The following is an 18,967-nucleotide window of genomic DNA, read 5'->3' as shown; positions in this document are numbered from 1 at the left end:
ATAATAACGATCGCGAAGTGTTTCCAAACAATCTGGTTAGCACGACTTTTGGCTTTCGTCCATTAAGTCAGTTGGTGTTTGAAGATAGAAAGGCGATTGCTCAAGCACCTGTTGTTAATATGGGCTGATATTCACATGCGTTTGTGTGTTTAGCATGCGTTTATGTGTTTATTTAATATAAAGCTTAGGCAATACAAGGTTTAGGTAAGACAATCAGATGGATTTTTTTGGTGAACAGCGCACACGTACTCAGCGTAGCCTCTTGCTTTATGGGCTATTTTTTCTCATTGTCTTTGCGCATATAGCGGTGGCACTTGGTGTCATGGTGCTGTTGCTCACGGTATTTACGGGCGGTATTTATCACTGGGCGCTAGTGCTGGTCATTCTTTGGACGCTAGGCAGTTTCGCTGGCGGTAGTTTTTTAGAATATCGTCGCTTAAAAGCGGGTGGTCGCTCTATTGCTCAGCGTGTTGGTGCGGTGCGGCTATTTATTGATGACAGTCAAGATGCTTGGGAGCACAGCCAAGGTGTTGCTCATCAGCATGAGCCTGTGCAAAAGGTTCGCTACAGTGCACGCCATATTGCGGTGCGTGATGAGCGTGATTTTCCGCCAACCTATCGACGTTATTATGAGATTGCGCAACAGCTGGCCATTGCCTCGGGTTTAACCATGCCGATTTTGTATGTGCTCCCCGAGGAGCAAGGCATCAATGGCTTTGTGGCGGGTCGACACAGTCAAGATATGGTGTTGGTCGTGACTCAAGGGGCGCTTGATAAACTGTCTGATGAGGCATTGTATGGACTTATTGGTCATGAGTATGGTCATATTTTGCATGGTGATGCCAATTTTAACTTACAGCTGATGGTGGTGCTGGCAGGCCTACAGATACTGTATGACTGGAGCGACCCTATCGGTAATGACAGTTATTTTGGTAATGACAATTATTTTGATAATACCGTCAATCAAAATTTTGTTTTATCACAACAATCTATCGATCGTCATGCTCGCAGTACTGAAAATCAGACGGCAAGTTTTACCACTCATAGTGAATGGGTGGCGTACTGGCAGAATCAGTCACAAAATCAACAAGCCACCGCAAATATTCAATCGAGATGGCTACAAAACAAACCAGTAGTAGACCGTCAAGCACCTCGTGGTGTGTGGACGTTGTTATTGCATGGGATGAGCTTTTCGAGTATGGCAAGCGCTCAACTCATCAAACACAGCTTTAACCGTCAGCGTGAGTTGCTCGCCGATGCGACCAGTGTACAGTTGACACGCTCTCCTGCGATCATGGAAACCTTAAAAGCCATTCATCAAGATTCGCTAGGTTCACGATTAACAGGTATTACTGATATCAACGGACTCAGCCATTTTTTCTTTGCCAGCAGTGGCACGGACTTAGGCGATGTCTCTTGGTTTGCCACGCATCCTAGTTTGTCTGAGCGTATGAGTGCCATCAATGAGAATGCTTATCACAAGTTTTCTGCCCAAGTTGCCAAAGAAAAGCGCATCAATCAAAAAAAGGTAAAAGAGATATACGAGCAGCGCAGGCTTGGCGATTGGGGAGCAATAACAGCCAATAGCCTAAGCAATAAAGCAAAACTTAATAAACAATCACTTCAATCTCAATCATTATCTAATCAAGAGATGAATAATGAGTTAGAGGCAGAGAAAGGCCTTGAGTTTGTGATCGAACAAGATGTTGTTGTTGACGGACGATTGCAGGTGCAAGCAGAAGATATTGGTACTCTTAAACAGCTAAAACCGTGGCAAGCACAACCTGATAGTGATTTGCCGGTAGCAGACTTGATCAGTATTGATGATATTAAAAAGGTCTCATTACCACAGTATGTACTTAATCACAGCCATCATCCGCTAGGAGCGCAAGCCTTAATTGAAGCGGTGATGCTATGCCATCAAGGTCATGCACTAGAGGTGACGGCTTCTTATGACTTAGCCGATATTTGGAGCAAGATTGCGACTGATGCCATAATTACAACTAACATAACAAAGAGTGATAACCAAACGAAAATTTTGCCGCACACAATAGATAATAAATTGATAGAGAGTGTGGCGACAATGGACCGTCGCTTAGATAGCGTACTCATCACAACGGCACTAAAAAAACTAAGCCAACATGACTTATCATCGAGCATGATTGAAACATTACGTCAGCAGCATGAAAGCAGTCACAGCAATAAAAGCCATCAGGATTATAGTCAGCAAGCAAAATATCGTACGATGCTGACACGCTACCAACAGGGTATTATGGCCCTGATCAATCATCAGTTGAGCGCTGACTTAAGTAAAGTGCTGGCAGATAAGATGACCGATGAAAGCGCTGATATTGAGAATACAGATGTTAAGAGTAATGTGTCTCAGGCCCATTCTATTTTGTCATTATGGCAAGCGTTGCACTTACAGCCGCTGCTATCGATACTGTCAATGGTGCTGGGTGACCAGCCGTTGAATGCAGATAAAAGTAAGTCATGGCAGTATACATTGCAAACTGGTGCAAACGATATATATGCGCAGCTCGATCCTTCTGGTCAGATATTTGTCGGACTGGATAGTGTGGAAAAAACGATGCTTGCTCTATTGGCCTATCGTTTGTCAAAAGATGTCAAAGGCCAAATGATCTCAGAGCGCCATAGTTCAATGCTCGGCTATAACGATGCTAGTGTGACTCACTATATTGTAGACTTACGTCGCCATGCACGATTGATTGATATTGACTTAGCCGCTGTGAGCGATGCAAACTTACAATGGCTGTTATTAACCACGCAGAGCCTGAACAGTATCCAGTTATTAGCATTGATAGAGACTGTACCTACATTTGTATCTGCTACAACAGCAGATACATGTGATGATAATGATAAAGAGAAGCAACAGGGAAGCGATCAAATAGATTATAATAACGTGACTGATAATTCTTACACTTATATCCATTATCAACAATGGCTGAGTACATTACATACCGTGATGTTACATGATACGATAGTCAGTCAAGATGAGTATGACTGTTTGATGCTATTGGCTGATCGCTGGTTGGGTATTCGCAAGCTGTTTTGAATGAGCGAAGTGCGTAGGCATTGCTTGACTTGTACTGGGCTGGCTAGATATTGCATGATCGAAGTTATTATTTGATGTTTTTTATACAAATATTCTGTAAACCCATTTTAGACGAGTAGGATAGTAGAGAAACATGAGTGACATTGCAGACCCGCTAACAGTATTGCAACATCGTATGCAGCAGCGTCAGATTTTAGCGATGATGGGTATCAATCAGTGGGTACAGCCAAGCTCCAACACTATCGATATGGCAGATATTGCTGCGCCTACTATTCCTGACTCTATCGTTGATAGGTCGGCTCAGACTGCGTCGTCTGCTACGAGCATTGCACAACCAATTATTGAACGTCAAAGTAATGCTGCTGCGAACGCTGAAACGTCGAATATAGCATCTGCTGATACTATATCAGCTGTCATTGATGATGAATCTATTAGTAACTATTATCATGATGCTAGTGATGCAGGCTTAACACAACCGCATGAACAAAGTCCTGTCAATTATAGCTTTGATAGCAGTACTCCTGATGTGGCGGTTCGACCCCTAGTAGAACACATCGTGCAGCAAACAACGGCTTCTATTGAACAATCCTCTCTTTCTATTTCTAATAGTATAGCCAACGATGATGGCTTAAAAAAAGTAGCCCCTTTTGACTTGCAAGGAGGGCGCTATGGTGACTGGGTAATATTAGTTGATATCCAAGCACTCAATAATGACAGTCAAAAGCTATGGCAAAACATCACTCAAGCACTATCAATCGCTTGTGAGGCCACATCTTTCCCCATTTGTGAAGGCATGGATACCGCTGAGCTTGCCAACGCCAGCCTTGCAGGATATGTCTTTAAAATCGGCCGCAGCGAAGAAATACAAGTAGTAGCATTGACTGAACTGCCTGAAGGGCTTGAGCATCCGACACTTACTGCTGTGCCCACGTTAGATGAGATGCTTGCCGATAGCGGGTTAAAACGTCAGCTTTGGGATAAACTATCTGGTTAAGCCGGCTTGTCATCATAGGTGCGGTGATAAACTATCAGCATAAATTGTTGGCAAGAACAAAACAGATATTAGAGAATAAAAACAACGAAAATCACTGTTAAAGTGATTTTAATCAATAACCTTTACGCTCCAACAAACAACGATGATTTCATCATATTTAGGATAATGATTATGACCACCACATCAACTATCAATACTGCCGCTCCTAACCGTGTGCCTAATTTTTCAGCGGGACCTGCTACGATACCGACTGCTGTATTATCACGCGCGCAAGATGAGCTGCTTGATTGGCAGGGCAGTGGTATGTCGGTCATGGAAGTCAGTCACCGTAGTAAAGAGTACGTCGCCATTACCGAAAAAGCGGAATCGAAATTGCGTTCGTTGATGGACATTCCAGATAATTATAAAGTGCTATTTTTACAAGGCGGTGCCAGCTTACAGTTTTCAGCGATTCCATTGAATCTATTGAATGGCGGACGCGCAGATTATCTAACCACAGGCGCTTGGTCAGGCAAGGCAATCAAAGAAGCCGATCGCTATGCCAAACTGGGTTTGGGTGAGACGAATGTGGTCGCAACAGGCAAAGACAGTAACTTTACCGATGTGCCTGATCAAAGTGAATGGCAATTGAGTGACGATGCGGCGTATTTTCATTATTGTGCTAATGAGACCATTCATGGTTTACAGATATTTGAGCCACCACAAGTTGATGCGCCTATTATTGCCGACATGTCTTCTTGCATTTTGTCACAACCGATTGATGTTTCTAAGTTCGGTATGATTTATGCTGGTGCGCAAAAAAACATTGGTCCAGCAGGATTGATTATTGTGATCATTCGTGAAGATTTATTGGGGCAGGCAAGTGAGTGGTGCCCGCTACTGATGAACTACGAGCATCAGGCCGAAAAACAATCTATGTCAAACACGCCAGCGACATATTCTTGGTACTTGGCAGGACTGGTCTTTGATTGGCTAGAAGAGCAGGGCGGCGTTGCTGCTATTGGCAAGATTAATCAGCAAAAAGCAGACTTACTCTACAAGACGATTGATGACAGCGATTTTTATAACAACCCAGTAGCCATTCAGCATCGTTCTATTATGAATGTGCCATTCACGTTGGCAGATAGCAGTCTTGACCAAGTGTTTTTAGAAGAGTCAGCCGCTGCAGGTTTGATGAACCTAAAAGGTCACCGTGATGTGGGCGGTATGCGTGCCAGTATCTATAATGCCGTATCACTAGACTGGGTACAGCAACTGGTGGACTTTATGATAGCGTTTGAGAAAAAGCACGCTTAAATAGAGGTTGGCTTTAGACAGTGAAAGGCGTAACTTTTAGGAGTTGCGCCTTTTTTATTGAACACGCCCTAATCAATTGTGTTTCTATCAAGTCAGTCGTTTGTATGACAGCGTACTTAACACGGTAAACCATTAGGTTAAAAAACTTAAATTTGTTATGATGAAATTTTGCGTTACGTATCATTTTTAGTGAGTTTTGCATTGAGCTGTAATTTCTAGAAAAATTCTAAATATATTCATTGGTTTGGCACAAGGGCTTGTTATAACTTTATTATGATAAAAAACACCATGCTAAAAACTGTGTTATTGGTAGCTGTCGTGGGATGGGCGCCTATCAGTAACGCAGTACCAATCACGACTACTGCGCTCGGTCATAATAGTCCTACTAACTATATTGACGCGCCATTTATGCCATATGCCAATCCAAATGCGCCGACAGGTGGTACGCTATCGCTTGATACGCGCGGCACTTTTAACGCTGCTAATAAGTGGATGACCACTGGTGTGGCGATGGCTGGTACAGATTATCTATATGATACTCTGATGACGGGCTCATTAAATGAAGCTTTTACGATGTATCCGCAGCTAGCAAGCAAGGTCACTTATGATCCTGATGATACCAGCTGGATTGTTTATCATATCAATTCTGATGCGCGATTTTGGGATGGGTCACCAGTCACTAGCGATGATGTTAAAGCCACTTTTGATGCGCTATTGAACAAAGGGCCGATGTATATCCGTAGTTATTTGGGAGATATTAAAGAGGTTCAAGTGGTAGATAAGCAACGAGTAAAGTTTGTCTTTGCTTCTGCTGATAATAAAGAAATTCTGTTAACGGTCGGGCAGTTTCCTATTTTTGCCAAGTCTTCTATCGATACTGGTTTTGAGAAAATCACGTTAACACCACTGATGGGCAGTGGCCCTTATAAGCTAGGTCGAGTCGATGCGGGACGCTCCGTGAGCTATCTGCGTGACCCTAACTATTGGGGACGTGATCTGATGGTCAATCGCGGTCGTTATAACTTTGACATGATTAAGTTTGTGTATTATCAAAGTGATGAAATTGCGTTTGAAGGTTTTAAGTCCGGTCAATATCGTTTCCGTCCTGAAAATAAAGCGTCTAATTGGGCAACCGGTTATAACTTCCCTGCGGTAAAATCAGGGCTGATTAACAAAGAGACGATAAGCAGTCAAAATCCAGTAGCGATGCAAGGTCTGGTGATGAATATGCGTCGGCCAATCTTTCAAGACATTCGTGTTCGTCAAGCATTAACCGCGGCTTATGATTTTGAATGGATGAATAAGACCTTATTTCATGGACAGTATGAACGTTTGCAGAGCTTCTTTCATGGTTCAGAGCTTGCGGCAACTGGTAGACCATCAGGCGACGAGATGGCAGTACTTACTCCTCTATTAGCTAAGCTTGAACCAGTGCAACGTCAGGCAACATTAGCTGCGTGGCAATTACCCACTACCGACGGAAAGGGTTTTAATCGTCAAGGGTTGTTAAAAGCACGGCAGCTGCTGCTAGATGCTGGCTTTTACTATAACGATATGAAGCTATATCAGCCTGATGGACAGCTCGCTCAAATTGAGATTTTGATGACAGGCGAAACCATGGGACGAGTATTGTTGCCTTATATTCGTAACTTAAAGCGTTTAGGTTTTGACACGACCTTGCGTCAAGTGGATAGCCCGCAATACTATGAACGCATGCGCAATTTTGATTATGATATGGTCGTTGTCGTTGATGTCTTTGCTCAAAGCTTGTCTCCAGGTGCCGAACAAGCCGGTTTTTGGGGCAGTTCGGCTGCCGATCAAGCCGGTAATAGAAACACAGCGGGTATTAAAAATGAGGTAATTGATACGGTAATAGAAAAATTAGGCAACGCTCATAACCGTGATGAGATTGTGTTATACACCCAAGTGCTCGACCGCTTATTACGGGCAGGTTATTATCTGGTGCCGTTATATGGCAAGTCAGGTACCAATGTCGCCTATTGGAATCAATACCGTCACACTGAAAAACTGCCTACCAATGCCGTGGGTATTGACTACTGGTGGACAGATAAGGCAGCAGAAGCGCGCGTTAATGCTTATTTAAAGCAGTAAGTAGCTGTTTAAAATAGTGTCTGTTTAAGACGATAGCTATTTAAAACGGTAAAAGCTAACAATTTTGAAGGTTAAAGCATTTCACAAAGATATCTGATAAACAAGCAACAAAGATAACTATTCGTAAGGATTCACCATGAGTATTCGTATCCACCCGATTAAAGCGTTCAATGACAATTATATCTGGACATTGATTAATGAAAATAATAAGCAAGCGATTGTCATTGATCCAGGTCAAGCTGAGCCTGTCATTGCCTACTTAGAAGAAAACAATCTAGAGCTAACGTCTATTTGGACCACGCATCATCATCACGATCATATTGGCGGTGTTGAAGAGCTACAAGAGGCTTACCCGATGACGCATTTGGTTGCGCATACTGAGCATAATGTCGATGAAGATCAGACAATCAAAGACGGCAGTACGGTAAGTGCTTGGGGTTGTTCGGCACAAGTTTGGGACGTATATGGTCACACAGCGAGTCACGTAGCCTATGTTTTAGATATCGATGGGCTCAAACATTGCTTCTGCGGTGATACGCTATTTAGTGCGGGTTGTGGTCGGGTATTTACTGGTACGATTGAGCAGCTGCATGACAGCTTTAAGCGTTTGAATAGTCTAGCGGCTGAGACGCTGTTATATCCTGCACATGAGTATACGGCCAGCAATTTACGCTTTGGCCTATCGATTGAACCCGCTAATGAAGCAATGCAGCAAGCACTCGCTTATGCACAGGAACAAACAGCAGAAGGTATTCCAACATTGCCTGTGACCCTAGAGCATGAGCGTCTGGTTAATGTATTCTTACGTACACAAGAACCAAGCGTGATAGCAGGTGTGAAGGCTAAAATGAATCTCGACGACGATAAGTCTTTGACTGTATTTGCCGCTTTACGTGAGCTCAAAAATAATTTTTAGCCAAATTTTCCGTTGTTGTCTCTTTCATTATGTTAGGAATCTGCTGTTATGGGTCGTTATATCCTAAAAAGATTGCTGCTGATATTACCGACGCTTTTTTTAATCTTGCTCGCAAATTTCGTCATTGTGCAAGCAGCTCCTGGCGGCCCTGTTGAGCAGCAGCTCGCACTTATTGAGCAAGGCGCAAAAGACAATGCGCTGGCTGGTAATATTGGTGCGGGCAGTGCAGGTGGTAATAGCAGTACTTATCAAGGGACGCGCGGCTTATCAGAAGACATGGTAGCGGCTATCAATGCCCAGTATGGCTTTGATAAATCGGCACCTGAGCGTTTTTGGTTGATGCTAAAGAATTATGCTCAGTTAGATTTTGGTACATCGTTTTTTAAAGGTCAGTCAGTAACCGACCTGATTGTAGAAAAACTGCCAGTATCAATATCGCTTGGGTTATGGAGTACGCTGCTGATTTATATGATAGCGATTCCACTTGGGGTCTATAAAGCTATGCACCATGGTTCAGGAATCGATAAAGCAACGGCTATGCTGCTTGCGATTGGACATGCGATACCTGTATTTGTCTTTGCTATCATACTATTGGTGTTCTTTGCTGGGGGCAGCTATTGGAATATTTTTCCGCTACAAGGCCTTACCTCAGAAAACTTTGACCAACTCAGTGCACTGGGTAAAGTGAAGGATTATTTTTGGCATTTGGCGTTGCCTCTATTGGCAAGTACGGTAGGTGGCTTTGCTGGCTTGACTTATTTGACCAAGTTTAGCTTTTTAGAGGAGCTTGGCAAGCAGTATGTGTTGACTGCCCGTGCTAAAGGTTTGGGAGAGCGTCAAGTTTTGTACGGGCATGTTTTTCGTAATGCCATGCTAATTATTATTGCAGGTATTCCAGCGGCTATCGTTGGGATATTCTTTGCGGGTAATTTTCTGATTGAGATTATCTTTAAATTAGATGGTTTAGGTCTGCTTGGTTTTGAAGCCATTCAACAGCGCGATTATCCAGTAATATTTGGCACCTTGTTTATATTTACTTTAGTGGGGTTATTATTACAGTTAATTAGTGATTTAAGTTATCACTTGATTGATCCTCGCATTGATTTTGAGGGGCGCTAATGTCAGATAATATGTCCAATTATTCGCCATCTTCAAATGAAACGCCTGTTTCTACAGCAATAAAACAAAAAAAACGTCGCCTAAATCCTATTTGGCAAGCGCGTCTAAACCGTTTCCGTCGCAATCGTTTAGGCGTTGTATCACTGTTTATGTTTACGCTGATATTTATTATTTGTATGGCTGCCAATGTGATTGCCAATGACAAGCCGTTGTTAGTGCAGTATCAAGGCGATTACTATTTTCCAGTAGTCACAGCGTATCCTGAAACGACTTTTGGTGGTGTGTTCGAGACTGAAGCCAATTACAAAGATCCTGCGGTGCAAGCTTTGATTGACGATCAGGGTTTTTATATTATGCCGCTCATTCCTTTTGCCGATCAGACGCCCAATGTTGAATTGGGTATTCCTTATCCAGCAGCGCCCAACGCTCAAAACTGGCTTGGTACCGATGATTTGGGGCGCGATGTATTGGCGAGGATAATTTATGGATTACGGGTGTCTTTATTGTTTGGTTTGGCATTGACACTTGTAGGCGCATTGATTGGTATCATCGTTGGTGCGATACAAGGATATTATGGAGGTTGGGTGGATTTGGTGGGGCAAAGGTTTATGGAAGTGTGGGGTGGTATGCCTCAACTGTTCATGATTATTATTTTGGTGAGTCTCTTTAGCCCTAGTATTACTATGCTGTTTGCATTGATGTTGTTGTTTGGTTGGATGAACTTAGTCGGTTTGGTACGAGCGGAGTTTTTACGTGCGCGTAACTTTGATTATGTGCGTGCCGCCCGTAATCTTGGGGTGTCGGACAGTCGCATCATGCTAAAGCATATTTTACCTAATGCGTTGGCCTCAAGCTTATCGCAATTACCTTTTATCTTAACAGCCAATGTCATCGCTTTGACGTCATTAGACTTCTTAGGGTATGGCTTGCCACCGGGCTCACCATCACTCGGTGAGTTGATGGTACAAGGTAAAAACAACCTAGATGCACCTTGGTTGGCCTTATCAGGGTTTTTTAGTTTAACCTTTATTTTATCGCTGCTGATATTCGTTGGTGAAGCACTGCGTGATGCTTTTGATCCGAGACGTTCTTAATATGACTATAACTAATGAGCCAAACAATCGACCAGATAAAAATCATGGTCACGAACGAAATAAAGCAATATTGACAGTAGATAGACTCAATATCTCTACCGATACAGGCGTGGCTTTGGTTGATGAGTTGTCTTATGAGATAGCACAAGGGCAAACGCTAGCCATCGTTGGTGAGTCAGGGTCTGGCAAGTCTATTTCCAGTTTGGCCTTATTAGGACTACTACCGGACAATTTAGTCATTAGTGGCAAGGTGCAGCTGACAGGTTCAGCAGGCATGACAACATTGCCGATAGCCAAGGATAAAGGGCGAAACACGGCATTGCGGACTATCCGTGGGCAACGTATAGGTATGGTATTTCAAGAGCCAATGACAGCTCTTAATCCGTTACATAGCGTAGCCAAACAAATTGCCGAGTCACTGCGTTTAAGTGGTGTTCCAAAAAAGCAATGGAGAGAAAAAAGTATTGCTTTGCTTGATGATGTCAATATTGCTGATGCTGCCGATAAGTTAGACCGTTATCCGCATGAGTTGTCAGGTGGTCAACGACAGCGCGTTATGATTGCGATGGCATTGGCGCAGCAGCCCGATATTTTAATTGCTGATGAGCCGACGACTGCGCTTGATGTGACGTTGCAGCATGAGATTTTGGATCTGTTGAACAAGCTTAAGCGTCAGCATAATATGGCAATGCTACTGATTAGTCATGACCTCAACTTAGTCAGGCGTTATAGTGACGATGTCATCGTTATGCGTCAAGGAAAGACGATTGAACAAGGTAAAACGGCTACTGTGTTTAGCAAACCCAAAGCGGAATATACGCGCACGCTTATTCAGCAGGACTTTGGACATGCACTGAATTTGGTGGTTGATAGTGAAGATTCACCAGCTGTCGTATTGGCAGTCAGAAATCTACAGATACAGTTCCCGATTGAAAAAAAACTGTTTGGTGGTACGAAGCGTTGGTTTGATGCAGTTAATGATTTGGATATGACGTTATTGAAAGGTCAAGCATTGGGTATTGTAGGGGAGTCTGGCTCTGGAAAAACAACGACAGCACTAGCCTTAAGTCAGCTACTCGCTAATCAAGCGCGTGTCAGTGGGCAAATAATGGTCAATGGACAAGATATTGAGGCATTATCAAAACGTGAGATGCGTCATTTTCGCTCACAAATTCAAATGGTGTTTCAAGATCCGTTTGCCAGTATCAATCCTCGTATGACAGTGATGCAAATCGTTGAGGAAGGATTGCTAGTACAGGGTGTCGACAAGATCGCTCGTCAGCAGGCAGTCATAGAGAGTCTGGCTACTGTGCACCTGCCTATCGAGTTTGCACAACGTTATCCGCATGAGCTGTCAGGCGGTCAACGGCAGCGTGTGGCACTAGCACGGGCACTGATAATGCAGCCAAGTTTATTAATACTAGATGAACCGACTTCTGCACTTGATAGCACCACGCAGGTGACTGTGGTGAGATTACTACGTGAAATTCAGGAAAAATTGCAAATTAGCTATGTATTCATCAGCCACGATCTAAAAGTAGTGCGTGCGTTATGTCAACAGATAATGGTACTAAAACATGGTGTGTGCGTGGAGTCTGGACAGACTGAAAATATCTTTAATAATCCTAAACATATTTACACTCAGCATCTAATACAGGCAAGTCACACGTAATTCAAAAACTATTGTTTAGTTAAATTACGTAATATTTAAATCACGTTAAATTTTTATAACAAAACAGGCGTATTGTAGTCACATAACCGAGTTATTATAATTGTACACACAACATTACTCTTAGGAAATCCTGATGAACCGCACATTACAAACCAGAGTTGCTGCTGTTGTAGTGGCAGTAAGCAGTACTCTTTTTGTGGGCTGTGCAGCCACTGAAACGACGGCAAAGACCACGCCAACGTCTGAAAACCCTTATGCACCGACAGATCCTAATTTGGCAGTGGCGACAGTAGCTGGTGGTTGTTTTTGGTGTGTCGAAGCGGGTTATGAGAAGATTCCTGGTGTGGTAGAAGTAGTCTCAGGTTACACAGGTGGTGAGACCGAAAACCCAACATACAAACAAGTATCAGCGGGTGGCACTGGCCATACTGAAGCGGCGCAGGTTTACTATGATCCTACGGAAATCACCTATGAGGGTATAGTACAGGCATTATGGCGTATCGCTGATCCCACTGACGCTGAAGGTCAGTATGTAGACCGCGGTACCCAGTATCGTCCTGCTATCTTTTATAATAATCAGCAAGAAAAACAAACAGCAGAAGCGGCAAAACAGGCATTACAAGATTCTGGTGTGTATGAGAAGCCTGTGGTGATAGAAATTGTTCCTGTCAGTACTTTTTATCCAGCAGAAGAGTATCATCAGGACTATTATAAAAAGAATCCAATTCGCTATAAAGCCTATACTTTTAATTCTGGTCGTTATCAGTTTATCGAAAGCGTCTATGGTAAAAACTATCAGTTAGACTTTAGCCAATTTAAACCTGATGCAGATAGCGTAGAAAACAGTAATGTTTCAGCCAGCTCTACAAATACTAAGATGACGACTGGCTTTAATGTGGATACGTTTGTAAAGCCTGCACAAAGCGAATTGAAAAAATCGCTTAATGATATTCAGTACAAAGTTACTCAAGAAGAAGGTACTGAGCGCGCTTTTGATAATGAATATTGGGATAACAAAGAATCTGGTCTATATGTCGATGTGATATCGGGTGAGCCACTGTATTCTTCTCGCGATAAATACAAATCTGGAACAGGTTGGCCAAGTTTTACTCGTCCATTGAGTACAGACATGGTCGTTGAAAAAGAAGATAGAGGTATATTCTCTGTTCGTACCGAGATACGCAGCCGCTATGCTGACTCGCATCTAGGCCATGTATTTGATGATGGCCCTGCACCGACAGGTAAGCGTTATTGTATGAATTCAGCCTCGCTGCGTTTCATTCCATTGGCAGACATGGAAAAAGAAGGTTACGGTGATTGGATCGATGAAGTAACGCCAATCGCTTCTTAAATATTGATAAAACTAAAATAAGAAAAGGACGCATTAGCGTCCTTTTCTTTGTTTGTAATATTATGTCTAACATTGTTTCTAGTGTGGTTTTTAATACTTAATTAGGGTCTGTTGAACATTCAAATATTAGGACTGCTGATCGCTAAAATCGCATCAAACTAGGCGTAAACCGACGATAATGTCGAGACCTTGGCTAGGTTTATAACAACGTTTGGGGTGATTTTAGCCTCAGCCTTTCAGGGCAGGGCTATTTTTTGCCAATACATGGCGAAATTATCTAACCTAGAACGACTAGGTATCAAAAATTTCACTGCGTATTGGCAAAAAATAGCTACTGCCAGTACCACATTTTAATGTTCAACAGACCCTAATCTTAGCAATCAAAATGCAGGCTGACGCTTAGGTATTGCACCCAAAAATTCCGTACGTGCTTGATTATCATGAACGAACTCACCCAGCATGGACATCGTACGTGTGGTGGAGTGTTGCTTGCTAACACCGCGCATCATCATACACATGTGTGCTGCATCCATCACTACCGCGACCCCGCGACAGCCAGTGACGTCCATAATGGTTTGTGCTATCTGTTCGCTCAGGTTTTCCTGAACTTGTAAACGACGGGCAAACATATCGACGATACGAGCAAACTTTGACAAACCTAAAACTTGACCATTGGGTAAATAGCCTATATGCGCAATACCATGAAAGGGTAGCATATGATGTTCGCACAATGAATAAAACTCGATATTCTGTACCAATACGAGCTCACGATTGCTCGATGGAAATAACGCATCGTTGACGACTTCGTCTAAGTTTTGATGATAGCCTTGTGTTAAGTGATTAAAGGCTTTCGCGGCACGCATGGGTGTTTCTTCAAGACCTGGACGATTCAAGTCTTCACCAGTTGAGCCGATCAATTGACGATAAGACTCAATACTTTCTTGGTATTCTGATGTTATTGTTGGGGTGTTACTCATAAGTTTGGCAGCCATCCAAAATGTGGGTGTAGCTTAACGCTAAATCCTTGTTTACAAACAATGGTTTTAAAGGATTTTTATAAAAATTGTGCAAGCTGGGAAGGGCTGTGATTATACTTGAAATCTGCTTAACTTCATACTGCTATGGCTAGCAGTTAGTCGTTTTATCTATATTAGGTGGCATGATAGGGTAATTGTTGGATAGCAAAGTCGTGTAAGTCAATACAGTTTACGACTGTTTACTTAAATTAATTCGTGTATAATAAGCCATCTTTAATTTATGATTTACTAGCACTGATTATTTATCCCAAATAACTACTCTAAATAACTTTTTAAGTTAAACAATTTTAATTGATTCAAAAGGAAAAATTATGCTATTGCAAGGACAACGATTTGTCGTAACTGGAATCGCAAGCAAGTTATCTATTGCTTGGGCAATCGCTGAAGCCCTACATCGTGAAGGCGCATCATTGATTTTGACGTACCCAAATGACAAAATTAAAAAACGTGTGGATATGGCAGCAGAGAAGTTCGAAGCGGATTTGGTGCTAGAGTGTGATGTAGCCTCTGATGACTCTATCGCTGCTTGTTTTGAGCAAGTGACTGCGCATTGGGGCGATGGTATCAATGGTGTGGTACACGCGATTGGCTTTGCACCTATGGATCAACTCGATGGTGATTTTGTCAATGCAACTACACGTGAGGGCAGTAGTATTGCGCATGATATCTCAAGCTATAGTTTTGTGGCATTGGCCAAAGAAGCGCGTGAGTTGCTAGCCATGCGTCACGGTTCTATGCTGACATTGACTTATGAAGGTAGTATTTCAGTGTTACCAAACTATAATGTCATGGGTATGGCTAAGGCCAGTTTGGAAGCCAGTGTTCGCTATCTTGCCACCTCTATGGGCGGTGAAGGCATCCGAGTTAATGCTATTTCAGCAGGTCCTATCCGTACGTTAGCGGCTAGTGGTATCAAATCATTCCGTAAAATGCTTGATATCAGTGAAAAAATCGCGCCATTACAGCGCAATATCACTCAGACAGAGGTGGGTAATGCGGCATTGTTCTTGCTATCACCATGGGCTTCTGGTATTACTGGCGAAATCATGTTTGTAGATGCAGGCTTCAATACCGTTGCTATCAGCGAGCAGTTAATGATGCTAGACGAACCAAAGTAATTGGTTGCTGTAATGAGGGCACATCCTAGTAATGTCGTCTGAAAATAATGTTTAAGAAATAAAGGAGGCAGCCAATTGGTTGCCTTTTTTAGTTATACTATGTGCTGTTTTTAGTTCAGTCTTTAGGTAGTAGATATGATAACTAAATTACCAAGGTGGATATTGTGGGGTGGTGCGGTGCTTGCCTTTAGTGCTGGCTGTGTCAACACGGCAGCATTGATGGGTTTTGCTAATTTGTCGGTTTCGCATGTCACGGGTAATGTCAGCTTATTTGCATCGGCGATTGCTTATTTAGATGTACACAGTATTTTGTATATTGGTGCGTTGTTACTTTCTTTTTTAGCAGGTGCTATATTGAGCGGTTTTGTTATTGGACAAGCCTCATTAAAACTAGGTAAAGGTTATGGAAAAGCGCTATATATAGAAGCGCTATTACTAGTGATTAGCTATTGGCTATACCAACAGCACGATTATTTAGGACAGTTAGCGGCTGCGATGGCGTGCGGCTTGCAGAATGCAATGGTCGCTACTTATAGTGGCGCTGTTATTCGTACCACCCACTTGACAGGGTTGACCTCAGACATGGGTGCGGCAATAGGTAATTGGCTAGCGGGTCGCTCGATCAGTAAGCCAACACTGGGGTTTCAAGCGATTATTTGGTATTGCTTTTGCGGTGGGAGCGCGGTAGGAGCATTTATGTATGCCAAAGTGGGTTATGGTGCGTTATTGGTACCTATTACAATTGTACTGACAGCAGCGTTTTTATATAATTATGCTTCAGGTCATTTACCAGAAAAAAGAGAGCCAAGACGAGAAAAGCACTCATCATAATGATAAGCGCCTATTATTTTTACTGTAAACGTAAAGCGGTAACTTATTTATTACCTTCTTCTTTATGATCTTCATGTTCATGCATACCTTGCATCATATCAAGTGCAGAATCATCAGTACGTTGCTGATCTTCTTTGGCTAAACCGTCTTGATTGATGTCCTTAGGTGCCATCTTAGTGGTTGAATCTGTTTTACTTGCGTTCGTCATCATGTGCTCCTGTTTGTTTTTATTAACTTTCTGGCGTAAAATCTAGTGGAAATATGTTCGTGAATTTTACCATTGATATTTAGTGTTTAATTTGAACTGATAGTAAGTATGAGAGTCCGAGGTATTCTTGTACAGGTAGAGTGTGAGCATGTTTAGTGACGGTGTGTAACCAACATCACTATTGTTTTAACTGATTTTATTTGGCATTAGTATTAGCAAGTTTATATAAGTTGAATACGATGCAGGCACTGATTGTTCTAATCTGGGTCTTGATTTTTTATCAACATAATAATGTGATAGGAACTTATTAAGTTCTTCGTCAAGTCATTTTTCTGTTATATATCTGTTATGATAGCCACGTATTTTTTTGGGTAAGTGACAAAGTGATTACTACAGTGCCCATTCAATGTAAGGTATTTTCACATTGTCTTTGAGTAAATAAGGACGTTTTATGTCAGAACAAAAACTAGACAGCCATCTACCTAGTGATGGCAATGAGTATTTATTTACCGATACCTTTCCAAAAGGAACTGGTAAAGGGCTAGTGGTTGTCGCTATTGCGGCGATTGTCGCTATGATTATCTATAATGTTTTGCCATTTGATATCAATGCTAATAAAGGTCTTGCATTGTTGTTTTTCATTGGTGTGCTTTGGCTAACAGAAGCACTGCACGTTACAATTACAGCGCTATTAGTGGTTGTAGTGGGTGCGTTGATTGGTATCCCAGATTTCAACGCCAAAATTGGTTTACAGAGCTTTGCTAGTCCGACTATTTATTTGTTCTTCGGTGGTTTTGCTTTAGCTGCAGCGCTGCATGTGCAACAGTTGGACAAAAAAATTGCATTAAAGATTCTATCGATGTCAGGTGGTAAGCTTAGTACTGCCGTATTTTTGATATTTGGTGTGACGGCATTTTTGTCAATGTGGATATCAAATACCGCCACGGCAGCGATGATGTTGCCATTGGCGCTGGGTATTTTAACGCAAGTTGATCGTGAAAAAGATCGCGGTACATTTGTGTTTGTGCTACTGGGTATCGCGTACTCAGCAAGCCTTGGTGGCTTGGGTACGATTGTTGGTTCACCGCCTAATGCGATTGCAGCCAAAGCGCTTGATATTGCGTTTGTTGATTGGATGAAGTTTGGTATACCGATGATGTTGGTGTTACTGCCACTATTATTGGGTGCGATGTATTTGTTCCTGAAACCCAATCTGAATCGTAAGATAACACTGACGGAAGACGAGCCTATTGCGTGGAATAAGCCGCGTGTGGTGACTATTATTGTCTTTATTGTGACTGCATTGAGCTGGATATTTTCCAAAAAAATCGGTGCTGCATTAGATATTAGTGATACGGACGCTATTATTGCTTTGTCAGCGGCAGCAGCGGTAGTGAGCTTAGGGTTGGTATCATGGAAGCAAGTTTCTGATAATACTGATTGGGGCGTGCTCATGCTGTTCGGTGGCGGTATTGCACTATCGACAGTCTTGAAAGTCTCAGGTGCGTCTTTAGTACTTGGTGAAACGGTTGCTAATGCATTGTCCGCTGCACCATTACTAATGGTGATGATTGCGATATCTGCATTTATTATCTTTTTAACCGAGTTCGCTTCTAATACTGCCTCTGCTGCACTGTTGGTGCCAGTATTCGCTGCTATCGCTGAGCAGATGGGATTACCGCATGAAGTATTAGTATTGGTCATTGGTATTGGTGCATCGTGCGCCTTTATGCTACCAGTTGCGACGCCGCCAAATGCGATTGTGTTTGGTACAGGACTTATCAAGCAGACAGAGATGGTTCGTACGGGTATTATTCTTAATATCATTGCCACTTGTGTGGTAGGACTGTGGGCATATTTTTTCTTAATATAACTTAGCTACGAATGCTTACTATAGTTTAGTTAGTAATATAGCCGTAAAACATAGTTGTAAAATACAGTTATAGAACAAAGCTCGATGCTTTAAGTTATTCTTAGGCATCGGGCTTTTTGTTTTTTGAGGTTTTTAGCCCATTTATCATTTAGATTGGGGATATGGCTTATAGTTGATTCAATTTAAAAGTAGTACAAAACAATCAAGCGCAGATATATACGTGATACTTCAAGGGAGGTTAAGGCTGTGATATTTTTATAGTGAAATAAC

Annotated in this window: 14 protein-coding genes; 12 read left to right on the top strand and 2 right to left on the bottom strand. The window is 42.3% G+C overall.

All coding sequences use genetic code 11. From position 1 onward, the window contains the following. Window positions 1–217 precede the first annotated feature (217 nt). The 9 genes from ACT3RN_RS08980 (at window position 218) to msrB (ending at window position 13,630) form a co-directional block, all read left to right on the top strand. On the top strand, window positions 218–3,076 hold the full coding sequence (locus tag ACT3RN_RS08980) for a M48 family metalloprotease (RefSeq protein WP_192519452.1): 2,859 nt from the start codon (window positions 218–220) through the stop codon (window positions 3,074–3,076). A gap of 133 nt (window positions 3,077–3,209) precedes the next feature. Continuing rightward, complete coding sequence (locus tag ACT3RN_RS08975) at window positions 3,210–4,070, top strand: hypothetical protein (RefSeq protein ID WP_192519453.1); 861 nt, start codon at window positions 3,210–3,212, stop codon at window positions 4,068–4,070. Between the two features lie 171 nt (window positions 4,071–4,241). After that, entirely contained in the window at window positions 4,242–5,366 is a 1,125-nt protein-coding gene (serC, locus tag ACT3RN_RS08970) for a 3-phosphoserine/phosphohydroxythreonine transaminase (protein ID WP_192519454.1), read from the top strand. A gap of 273 nt (window positions 5,367–5,639) precedes the next feature. Beyond that, window positions 5,640–7,478 (top strand): extracellular solute-binding protein, encoded by a 1,839-nt coding sequence (locus tag ACT3RN_RS08965; protein WP_192519455.1) that lies wholly within the window; start codon window positions 5,640–5,642, stop codon window positions 7,476–7,478. 136 nt (window positions 7,479–7,614) lie between these two features. Then, complete coding sequence (gene gloB / locus ACT3RN_RS08960; protein WP_192519456.1) at window positions 7,615–8,394, top strand: hydroxyacylglutathione hydrolase; 780 nt, start codon at window positions 7,615–7,617, stop codon at window positions 8,392–8,394. Window positions 8,395–8,442: 48 nt separating this feature from the next. Further along, window positions 8,443–9,513, top strand: a complete 1,071-nt coding sequence (yejB, locus tag ACT3RN_RS08955) for a microcin C ABC transporter permease YejB (protein ID WP_192519457.1) — start codon at window positions 8,443–8,445, stop codon at window positions 9,511–9,513. An 11-nt stretch (window positions 9,514–9,524) separates the two neighbouring features. Continuing rightward, window positions 9,525–10,607, top strand: coding sequence for an ABC transporter permease (locus tag ACT3RN_RS08950; RefSeq protein ID WP_225739181.1), 1,083 nt, complete (start codon window positions 9,525–9,527; stop codon window positions 10,605–10,607). A 1-nt stretch (window position 10,608) separates the two neighbouring features. Then, window positions 10,609–12,279 carry an ABC transporter ATP-binding protein gene (locus tag ACT3RN_RS08945; protein ID WP_192519458.1) on the top strand — a complete coding sequence of 557 codons (1,671 nt, stop codon included), beginning with the start codon at window positions 10,609–10,611 and terminating at the stop codon, window positions 12,277–12,279. Between the two features lie 133 nt (window positions 12,280–12,412). Continuing rightward, the gene (gene msrB / locus ACT3RN_RS08940) at window positions 12,413–13,630 is read left to right on the top strand and encodes a peptide-methionine (R)-S-oxide reductase MsrB (RefSeq protein ID WP_192519459.1); all 1,218 of its coding nucleotides are present in this window, start codon (window positions 12,413–12,415) and stop codon (window positions 13,628–13,630) included. A 380-nt stretch (window positions 13,631–14,010) separates the two neighbouring features. Here msrB and folE read toward each other — a convergent pair whose 3' ends face one another. Then, window positions 14,011–14,607, bottom strand: coding sequence for a GTP cyclohydrolase I FolE (gene folE / locus ACT3RN_RS08935; RefSeq protein WP_225739182.1), 597 nt, complete (start codon window positions 14,605–14,607; stop codon window positions 14,011–14,013). A gap of 371 nt (window positions 14,608–14,978) precedes the next feature. Between folE and ACT3RN_RS08930 the strand changes: the two genes are divergently transcribed. Then, a complete protein-coding gene (locus ACT3RN_RS08930; RefSeq protein WP_192519461.1) occupies window positions 14,979–15,785 on the top strand; it encodes an enoyl-ACP reductase FabI in 807 nt (268 codons plus the stop codon). 135 nt (window positions 15,786–15,920) lie between these two features. Beyond that, window positions 15,921–16,616: a YoaK family protein gene (locus ACT3RN_RS08925; protein WP_192519462.1), complete on the top strand. Its 696-nt coding sequence runs from the start codon at window positions 15,921–15,923 to the stop codon at window positions 16,614–16,616. 43 nt (window positions 16,617–16,659) lie between these two features. Here ACT3RN_RS08925 and ACT3RN_RS08920 read toward each other — a convergent pair whose 3' ends face one another. Next, window positions 16,660–16,827: a hypothetical protein gene (locus ACT3RN_RS08920; protein WP_192519465.1), complete on the bottom strand. Its 168-nt coding sequence runs from the start codon at window positions 16,825–16,827 to the stop codon at window positions 16,660–16,662. 448 nt (window positions 16,828–17,275) lie between these two features. Here ACT3RN_RS08920 and ACT3RN_RS08915 point away from each other — a divergent pair, with 448 nt between their 5' ends. Then, window positions 17,276–18,697 (top strand): SLC13 family permease, encoded by a 1,422-nt coding sequence (locus ACT3RN_RS08915; protein WP_192519463.1) that lies wholly within the window; start codon window positions 17,276–17,278, stop codon window positions 18,695–18,697. Window positions 18,698–18,967: the final 270 nt, after the last annotated feature.

Origin of the sequence: Psychrobacter sp. AOP5-GZ1-6, from assembly GCF_052376345.1 — a bacterium.
Lineage (GTDB): Bacteria > Pseudomonadota > Gammaproteobacteria > Pseudomonadales > Moraxellaceae > Psychrobacter.
This window is presented reverse-complemented; position numbering and strand designations above follow the sequence as displayed.